At 60.3% G+C, this 8,333-nt stretch carries 10 protein-coding genes; 2 read left to right on the top strand and 8 right to left on the bottom strand.

Annotation, left to right across the window (positions count from 1 at the left end; genetic code table 11):
• The 4 genes from AAAB16_RS09770 to AAAB16_RS09785 all read right to left on the bottom strand — a co-directional run.
• The coding region (locus AAAB16_RS09770) for a TonB-dependent receptor plug domain-containing protein (RefSeq protein WP_340663156.1) at positions 1–735 on the bottom strand (735 nt) is incomplete at its 3' end.
• A gap of 122 nt (positions 736–857) precedes the next feature.
• On the bottom strand, positions 858–1,802 hold the full coding sequence (locus tag AAAB16_RS09775) for a FecR domain-containing protein (RefSeq protein WP_340663157.1): 945 nt from the start codon (positions 1,800–1,802) through the stop codon (positions 858–860).
• A gap of 3 nt (positions 1,803–1,805) precedes the next feature.
• A complete protein-coding gene (locus AAAB16_RS09780; protein ID WP_340663158.1) occupies positions 1,806–2,315 on the bottom strand; it encodes a sigma-70 family RNA polymerase sigma factor in 510 nt (169 codons plus the stop codon).
• Between the two features lie 81 nt (positions 2,316–2,396).
• Positions 2,397–2,921 carry an Rrf2 family transcriptional regulator gene (locus AAAB16_RS09785; protein ID WP_110617018.1) on the bottom strand — a complete coding sequence of 175 codons (525 nt, stop codon included), beginning with the start codon at positions 2,919–2,921 and terminating at the stop codon, positions 2,397–2,399.
• Positions 2,922–3,218: 297 nt separating this feature from the next.
• Here AAAB16_RS09785 and AAAB16_RS09790 point away from each other — a divergent pair, with 297 nt between their 5' ends.
• Entirely contained in the window at positions 3,219–4,421 is a 1,203-nt protein-coding gene (locus AAAB16_RS09790) for an NAD(P)/FAD-dependent oxidoreductase (protein ID WP_340663159.1), read from the top strand.
• 27 nt (positions 4,422–4,448) lie between these two features.
• On the opposite strand, the gene AAAB16_RS09795 is transcribed toward AAAB16_RS09790, so the two are convergent.
• The 4 genes from AAAB16_RS09795 to AAAB16_RS09810 all read right to left on the bottom strand — a co-directional run bounded on the left by AAAB16_RS09795 (position 4,449) and on the right by AAAB16_RS09810 (position 6,960).
• A complete protein-coding gene (locus tag AAAB16_RS09795; RefSeq protein ID WP_340663160.1) occupies positions 4,449–5,291 on the bottom strand; it encodes a phosphatase PAP2 family protein in 843 nt (280 codons plus the stop codon).
• Positions 5,288–5,980: a histidine phosphatase family protein gene (locus AAAB16_RS09800; RefSeq protein ID WP_340663161.1), complete on the bottom strand. Its 693-nt coding sequence runs from the start codon at positions 5,978–5,980 to the stop codon at positions 5,288–5,290. The genes AAAB16_RS09795 and AAAB16_RS09800 overlap by 4 nt, the downstream gene beginning before the upstream one ends.
• Before the next feature lie 196 nt (positions 5,981–6,176).
• Positions 6,177–6,767: an MliC family protein gene (locus AAAB16_RS09805; RefSeq protein WP_340663162.1), complete on the bottom strand. Its 591-nt coding sequence runs from the start codon at positions 6,765–6,767 to the stop codon at positions 6,177–6,179.
• On the bottom strand, positions 6,748–6,960 hold the full coding sequence (locus AAAB16_RS09810; RefSeq protein ID WP_340663163.1) for a hypothetical protein: 213 nt from the start codon (positions 6,958–6,960) through the stop codon (positions 6,748–6,750). The genes AAAB16_RS09805 and AAAB16_RS09810 overlap by 20 nt, the downstream gene beginning before the upstream one ends.
• 280 nt (positions 6,961–7,240) lie before the next feature.
• Here AAAB16_RS09810 and AAAB16_RS09815 point away from each other — a divergent pair, with 280 nt between their 5' ends.
• Positions 7,241–8,257 (top strand): alpha/beta hydrolase, encoded by a 1,017-nt coding sequence (locus AAAB16_RS09815; RefSeq protein WP_340663164.1) that lies wholly within the window; start codon positions 7,241–7,243, stop codon positions 8,255–8,257.
• Positions 8,258–8,333: the final 76 nt, after the last annotated feature.

Below are 8,333 nucleotides of genomic sequence, written 5' to 3' on the forward strand. Positions count from 1 at the left end.
TTCAACGCGCTCGATGGTGTAGGGGTCGATTTGTGGTGCGCCGCCGAGGCTGCCGGCGTAAGGCAAATAGCCGCCGTCGAAATACAGCGGCGTGGGGGCAAAGCCGCGGCTGGTGATTTCATCGGCGATATTGTTGCGGTCGGTGTAGCCGTTAACGCCCAGACCCGGGGTGTAGCGCAAGGCTTGGGTGATATTGCGCGCGCCTTGCACGGTAATCTGGTCGGCGCTGATCACGTTGATGGTTTGTGGCACCTCCAGAATCGGCGTGTCAGTTTTGGTCGCAGTGGCGGTACGGGTGGCGACAAAGCCATCCACCGGGCCATAGGCTGACTCACTCGCGCCAGCGATGCTGGTAACACCCAACTGCACGGCGGCATCGTCTTGGGCCAGCGGGATCAATGTGTAACTGCCATTGGCTTGTTGCACGGGTTGCAACCGGCTGCCGGCCAGCAACTGGCGCAGCGCTTGATCGGGTGCGTAACGGCCACGCAGGCCTGCGGTTTGTTGGTCGCGAGCCAAGCCGGGCGCAAAGGAAACGCTAACCCCGGCAGTGGCAGCGAATTGCGCTACCGCGGTCTCCAGCGAGCCGGCGGGAATAGCGAAGTCGTACTCGGCGCTAGTTTGCGCCCACGCTGGCGTGGCCAGGGTGATGGCGCCCACGGGGCCGAAAATGGCGGCGCCGAGCAAGGCGGCGTGCAGCAGTGCTGAAGATGTAGATGGCTTGCGGGGGGACATGCACTTTCCTTTCGCGTTGGCAGTGGTTGGCGGCGTCTATGCGCCTCTACCTACCAAGTCGAACAAGAATTCAAATCAACAACCCCAGCGGCAAAAAAATTATTTCCCGATGCGCAGGGTCTTTAAACCGACTCCACGCTGGCCCAATACCGGCTAAAGCGGCGGATGCGCACCGGCAAGGTAGCGGTGAGGTTATCGAGGATGGTGTCGGTGTCCGCCAAGTGGAAGGCACCGGAGATACGCAGCCCGGCGACGCTGGCAGCACAGCCCAAGTGCCCAGGCCGATAACGCTGCAGCTCACTAATAAACGCGGCCAAGGCCCAATCGCTGACCACCAGCATGTCGCGGCTCCAGGCGTCGGCGTGGGCAATGGCCGGCTGCAGCAGGCCCACGTGTTGCTCGCCGAAATCCACTTGCTGCCCCGCCTCTACCCGCGTAGCCGTTTGCACAGCGCCAAACGGCCGCACTTCTACGGCATGTTCCTGCACGCTGACGGTGGTGAGCCCATCGTTATGGCGCACCACAAAGCGTGTGCCCAGCGCCCGAATGCTGCCCTCGGCGGTGTGCACGATAAAGGGCCTGGCGTTGGCGTCGCGGGCGGTTTGGATAAGGATCTCGCCACTGAGCAAACGCACCTCGCGCAGGCTGGCGCTGTAGTGGATATCCACCGCCGTGGCAGTGTTGAGGTGCAGCTCCGTGCCGTCATCCAGGCGCAAACGACGGCGCTCGCCGGTGCCGGTACGGTGGTCAGCCATCAGCGTGGGCAAGGACGTCGTTTGCCAGGCCAACGTGCCGGCTGCACCGCTGGCGATCAGCAGCGACAACACCTTAAGCACATCGCGGCGTTTGGCCCGGGCGGCGGCCAATGTGGGCCTGGCCACTGCCGGGCTGACCTGTTCCAGCTTGCCCTGCAAACGCCCCAAGCGCTCCCACGCTTGCCGGTGCCGAGGGTCGCGCTCCAACCAGCGGCGATGGGCTTCGCGCAGCGCTTCGTTAGGGCTGTCGCTACGCAGGTCGACATACCAACGCGCCGCCGCTTCCAGGGTGGCGAAATCGAGGCTGCTCATGACTCAGTCTTCCAGCAGCAACAGGCAATGGGTGAGGCCGCGCACAGCGTGTTTTTTTACCGTGTTTACGGACACGCCAAGGCGCCGACCAATGTCCACGTAGCTCAACCCATCAAGCTGCGCGAGCAGAAAAATCTCTCGGGTGCGGCTGCCAAGGCCGTCGAGCAAGCGGTCGATTTCCACCAGGGTTTCGATAATCAGCGCGCGGGTTTCCGGCGAAATATCCACCGGTTCGGGCAGTGCCGCCAGGGTGTCCAGATAGGCCGTTTCCAGCGCGCGGCGGCGGAACAGGTCGATCATCAAACTGCGCGCGATGCTGCTCAGGTAAGCGCGTGGTTCACGCAACTCGGCGGCTTTGCGCAGGGTCAGCACGCGGATAAACGTGTCTTGCGCCAGGTCCGCCGCGTTGTCGGCGCAGCCCAGGCGTTTGCGCAGCCAACCGCACAGCCAGTTATGGTGTTCCTGATAAAGCGAATGCACGGCAGTGTGCAGCGAGGCGTCGGCTGAAGACATGCGAGAAACCAATGGTTGTCATTTGATAACGAATCGCATCTTCTAGCAGGCGCAGCGGCTTGGCAAGCCAAGGCGCGTTTATTACTCAGCCTCCGCGCCCTTGTCGCCGCGCTCGCCTTCCCACCAACGCAGCACTTGTTCGCCAAATTCAGGCGGTGCCTTGCGGCCGAAACCGCGCACCAGATCGAGCACCGTTTGTTGCGCCAACGCCTCTTCCATACGTTTTTGCGCGGTAAGCATGACCGCGTGAATACCGCAGGTGCCGCTGATGGCCCAATCCGGCGGCGAGCCATCGAACACCGCGCAACGCTCACGCACGTTGCGGCAGTCAAAGATGGATTTTTCGCCATCAATGGCGCGCACGATATCGAGCATGCTGATTTCGTTCGATGGCCGCGCCAATTTAAAACCGCCGCGCACGCCGGCTGTGGCCACTACCAGCTGCGCCTTGGCCAGGCGGGTAAAGATCTTGGCCAGCAACTCCTGGGGTACGCCTTGCAGTTCGGCCAGGGTGCGCACGCTGGCTTCACGGCTGTCGCCCTTGTCGTCGGCCAACCACAGCATGCAGTGAATGCCGTACTCAACCCCTGCGCTGTATAAAGCCATCTCTAACTCCGACTAAACTTGTCGGCGCATTTTGCCGATTAGCGTGTTTAACCGCAAGCCAACGGGCAAATAAATCACCCCCTGCGCATGCCTCAGCCCTTGCCGCGCAATACCTTAAAGACAAAACCCTAAGCAGTCATCGACACAGCACCGACATCCCTCACAGGGGCAAAGGCGACTGCTTGTGTAAAAAATCGCTTGCTCGATGTAACTCCGACCAATATAGTCGCCATTACGAACTGACTGGCCAGTCCCTTCGATCAACCTTTTCCTATCCCTAATAAGAGCGACACCACCATGAAACAACGCATTCTGATCGTCGGCGCTGGCTTTGCAGGTATGTGGAGCGCCCTGAGCGCCGCGCGTTTGCTGGATAAACATAACAACAGCGACACCGAAGTGATGGTGCTAGCCCCACAAGCGGAGCTGCGTATTCGCCCGCGTTTTTACGAGCCGAACGTGGAAAAAATGACCGCGCCCCTCGGCGAGCTGTTCAATGCAGTCGGCATTAGCTTTGTAAAAGGTAGCGCGGAAGAAATTGATGTCGCCGCCAAGCACGTTGCCTACCGCGACAGCGCTGGCCAGCGCTCCACACTCAGCTACGACCGCCTGGTACTGGCTAGCGGCAGCAACGTTTGGCGGCCGAATCTGGACGGCCTGGAACACGCCTTTGATGTCGACCAGATCGAACAAGCGGCGCGCTTGGAACAGCACCTTAACGCCCTGCGCGAACTCCCCGACTCGCCGGCCCGCAATACCGTGGTCGTGGCCGGCGGTGGCTTTACCGGTATCGAAACCGCCACCGAAATGCCGGCGCGTTTGCGTGCCGCGTTGGGCGCCGACGCCGATATACGGGTGATTGTGGTGGATCGCGGCAGCAAGATCGGCGGTGCCATGGGCGATGGCCCGCAGCAGCTGGTCGCCGAAGCATCGGCCGAGCTAGGTGTTGAGTGGTATCTGAATAATGGCGTGGCGGCCGTGGACGCCGACGGCGTAACCCTTGCCGACGGCCAACGCATTGAGGCCAAAACGGTAGTGTGGACGGTGGGTGTACGCGCCAGTTCGCTGACCGCTCAAGTGCCAGGCGAACGCGATGGCCAGGGCCGCTTGCATGTCGACCGCAACCTGAAGGTGCTCGGCCAGCCCGATGTGTTCGCCTCTGGCGACGTGGCCTATGCGCAAACCGATGACGTCGGTAATTACGCCGTGATGTCCTGCCAACACGCCATTGCCCTGGGGCGTTCAGCCGGCAATAACGTCGCGGCCAGTTTGCTCGGTGTCGAGCCGATTCCCTACAGCCAGGTGAAATACGTCACCTGCCTGGACCTCGGCGCCTGGGGCGCGGTGTTTACCGAAGGCTGGCAGCGTGAGGTGAAGTTTGTGCGTGATGAAGGCAAACGGATTAAAAGCGAAATCAATGGGTTCTGGATCTACCCGCCAAAGGCCGATCGCGCCGAAGCCTTGGCAGCGGCCGACCCGTTGATTCCTGTCGTCGCCTAAGTCGCTCCCCCCCTGCCCCTTCCAGGCTTAACTGGCGGGGGCGTTTTTTTGCCCGATACGCACGGCACCAACCGCTACGTTGCGACGAACAGCGCGCGGCTGCGGTTCGCTATCGAGTTGCGTACGCCCATAAAACACCAGGGCCACCAACAGCGTACTGAGCCAGACAAAAATCCCCGCCCAGAACGTATGCGACATGTAGTGCCAGCCCTGCAAAACCCGTGTGGTTCCAAACACCATGCCCAGTACAAAAATGGCGCCGAGCAAGGCTTTGGCATGCTGCCAGCGGTAGCGACGGGCGATAAAGTACAGCGCCAGCAGGGTAAAGCCACTCGAGGCATGACCACCCGGCCAGCAGCGCCCGTCACCGGCTTTGTGCAGCAAATTGAAATTCTCGAACCACTCGTAACGCAGTTCCTTGCCGCCGTAGAGCGTGGTCTCTACCGGGCAATACACGCTGGTATGCGCCTTGAGGTAATGAATAACGCCGGTGGTCAGGGCGAAGGCGACGATGACAAAAAACAGATCGCGGCGATAGGTGGTGGTCCAGCGCAACAACGGCGCCAGATGAGCGTGCTCGGTAACGCGTACACCCTGCGGGTACTTGGCCAGACGCGGCCAGATAAACGACAACAGCGCACCGATAATGGCCAGCTCGCCGGTCCAATCCGGAATCACCCGCGGCCATTTGTGCGTGAGGGTTTCAAACCACTGGCTGCGGCGCAGAATAAATTCGCCGGTGCTGGGGTCGAGCAGCGCATTGCTGATAACCCGGTCGATGTTGGTCAGGTCAAACAGGCAGAACACCAGCAACGCCAGCACGAGCGGAATGCCCAGATTGTCACGGTAAAAACGTGCACGTGGGCTCACAGGGTGGTCTCTCCCATTACTTTCGCCCAACCATCGGCGTTCATATAGCCGAGCAAACTGGGCTTGCCGGTCTTGCTGTCCACCGCCACAAACAATGCGCTGGCATAAGCGGCATCGTAGGACGCGGTAGCGTGCTCCAACTGATCGCCCAGTTCATTGATACAGGTGCTGTGGGTTACCAGCAGCAAGTTCCGATGCGCTGTCTTATGCGCCAGCATGTCGCGCTCCAGAGTGCTTTTGCAGCCTGACAACCAGTCCTGAGTGGCGACGTTTTTACCAAACATAAACGACGTGGTTTGCAGCGTGCGGGTCAGCGGGCTGGAAAACACATCGGTCTGCTGCATACCGAGTTGTTTAAACGCAGCGCCGACCTGGGAGGCGGCTTCGCTGCCGTCGATGGTGATGCCACTCGCATCGGCCAGGCAGGCATTGCTCGACTGATCACAACGCTCGGCATGGCGCACCAGCACCACCACGTCGCCTTGCTTCCAACGTTTTAACAAACCGGCCTGGCTCAAATGCTGACCACGGCTTAAGTCCACGGCATAGCCCGGGTGCATCAGCCACACCGACGCCATTACCACTGCAATGGCGGCGCAAAGCGGCACCAGCAGCATGCGCAAGCGCGGGAACGGACGCAGGGGAACCACGGGGGAACAGACAGCAACTTCTCGTGCTGTAACAGACATGTGCCGCTCCACACTACCTTCGGCGAAGAAAACAGCGGCACTCAAAAAGCAGGCTAAAGGGGTGCCCGAAAAGAGAGGAGTGCCGCTAACGTAAGGGGCACTCTAGGCAGCAGGGAGTTACAGGCAGGTGAAGGCGATGTGAAAAAAACCTAATGGCTCGAGAGTGTTGCCAAGGCACACAGATGGGTAGAACGCATCACTGCCGTGCGCACTTCATCTCTGCGCCGTCATACCCCCACACCACCGTTGCCTCGTCCTGATGCTCCCAGAACGACTCATTGCGCCCCTGATACTTGCTGCCGCGGCCTGCGGGCTGGGCGTACATCAGCGAGGTGCTATCACCAAACTCGGCGATCAGGGTCGGTGGTTCGCTGGGGTAAAACGTGGCGATCACTTCCTTGGCCGGCTGTTGGTCACAGACAAAACGCACCGGCCCCTTGCCGGGCAACAGTTGATAACGCGATTGCAACTCGGCGATACGCAGGCGGTAGCTATCGCCTACACACAGGTTTTTGTCGTCGGCTTTCCAACACTCATCGCGGCTTTTAATCCAGCCGCGCTGTTCGGCTTTAAGGGTCGGCGGGTGCTCGTTTTGCGCTTTGGCTTGGGCCTGCTTATAAACCTTGGCCAATAGCTCATCCTGACTGCTGAGGGCCGGGGTCTTGCACACCAGCCCTTCGATGCTGCCGGCAGCGGCTTTGCTGCAGTCAAAAGAGGCGGCCATGGCGGCAGGGGTCAGCAACACGGCGCAGGCCATTAACAGCAGATCAGAACTTCGACTTGGCATTGGGCTCGTTCTCCGAATGGTGCACCCGACAGCCCTTGCGGCGGCGGATCTCGTCGTCGCTGGGGCGCTGGTGTTCAAACTCAAAAACACCGTCGCTGTACAGAATCAGATAGCCCCACTCCAGTTGCATTTCTTCTTGCCCCGGCAGCGGCGGTTTGGCCCACCACGGTTCTCGGCTGATGACTGTGCGCATGTTCTTCCCCCAGGGGTCTGGCCAACGGCAACAGAGGTTCGACAGCTATACCCTAGATTCTTCTGCACTGAACACCAGCCACCCGCTGGCTCGGCACAGCCTCCAGGTTCCCCCGCCTTATACCGGCGCCCTCCTTGCAGTTCTGCAAAGTGGCCGTGCAGGCCTGTCTATTCCGCAGCTGCGGCTGCCCCGCCATCATTTGCTCACGGTCTGACACACAACACAGACCAAGCCCAACACACACTTTATTCAGTCTTTCGAACCTTCAAGGAGCTCCACCATGAACCTGCAAAAAACCCTGATCGCTGCTGCCATGACCTTATCCTTCAACGCCGCGTTCGCCGCCGGTAGCCCCGGCGTGGAACAAGACACTCAAGCCTTTTTGCAGGCCCTGGAAGCCGGCGGCGGCAAACCGCTTGAGCAAATGACGCCTAAAGATGCCCGTGCTGTACTCACCGGCGCCCAGGCCTCGGTCAAGTTCGACCTCTCCGACACTAAGGTTGAAGACAAAATCATCACCACCGATGGCCAGAGCATCAAACTGACCATCGTCCGCCCAGTCGGCGCTACCGGCACCCTGCCCGTGTTTATGTTTTTCCACGGTGGTGGCTGGGTGCTGGGCGACTACCCAACCCACGCCCGCTTGATCCACGACCTGGTGGTGAACTCCGGCGCAGTTGCGGTGTATGTCGACTACACGCCATCGCCTGAAGCCCACTACCCCACCGCCATTAACCAAGCCTATGCCGCAACCAAATGGGTGGCCGAGCACGGTAAAGAAATCAATGTCGACGGTTCACGCTTGGCGGTAGCCGGCAACAGCGTTGGCGGCAATATGACCGCTGCCGTGGCCCTGATGGCCAAAGAAAAAGGCACACCGAAACTGCGCTTCCAAGCGTTGCTGTGGCCAGTAACCGACGCCAATCTGGAAACCGGCTCGTACAACCAGTTCGCCCAAGGCCACTTCCTGACCAAACCGCTGATGAAATGGTTCTGGGACAACTACACCACCTCGGCTACCGAGCGCGCTGACATCCACGCCTCGCCACTGCGTGCCAGCCTCGAGCAACTCAAAGGCCTGCCACCGACCCTGATCCAGACCGCCGAATTTGACGTGCTGCGTGACGAAGGTGAAGCCTACGGTCGCAAGCTTGATGCTGCCGGCGTAGAAGTCACTGCCACCCGCTACAACGGCATGATCCACGACTTCGGCCTGCTTAACCCGCTGGCCCATATCAGCGGCGCCAAATCGGCCATGCTGCAAGCCGGTAGCGAACTGAAAAAACACCTGCAATAAGCAGCACCTGCAAAAGCAAAAAACCGCCAGCGTTTACGCGCTGGCGGTTTTTTTGTGCATCGGTCCCATTAAGGGA

The organism is Pseudomonas sp. (assembly GCF_037994325.1).
GTDB lineage: Bacteria > Pseudomonadota > Gammaproteobacteria > Pseudomonadales > Pseudomonadaceae > Aquipseudomonas.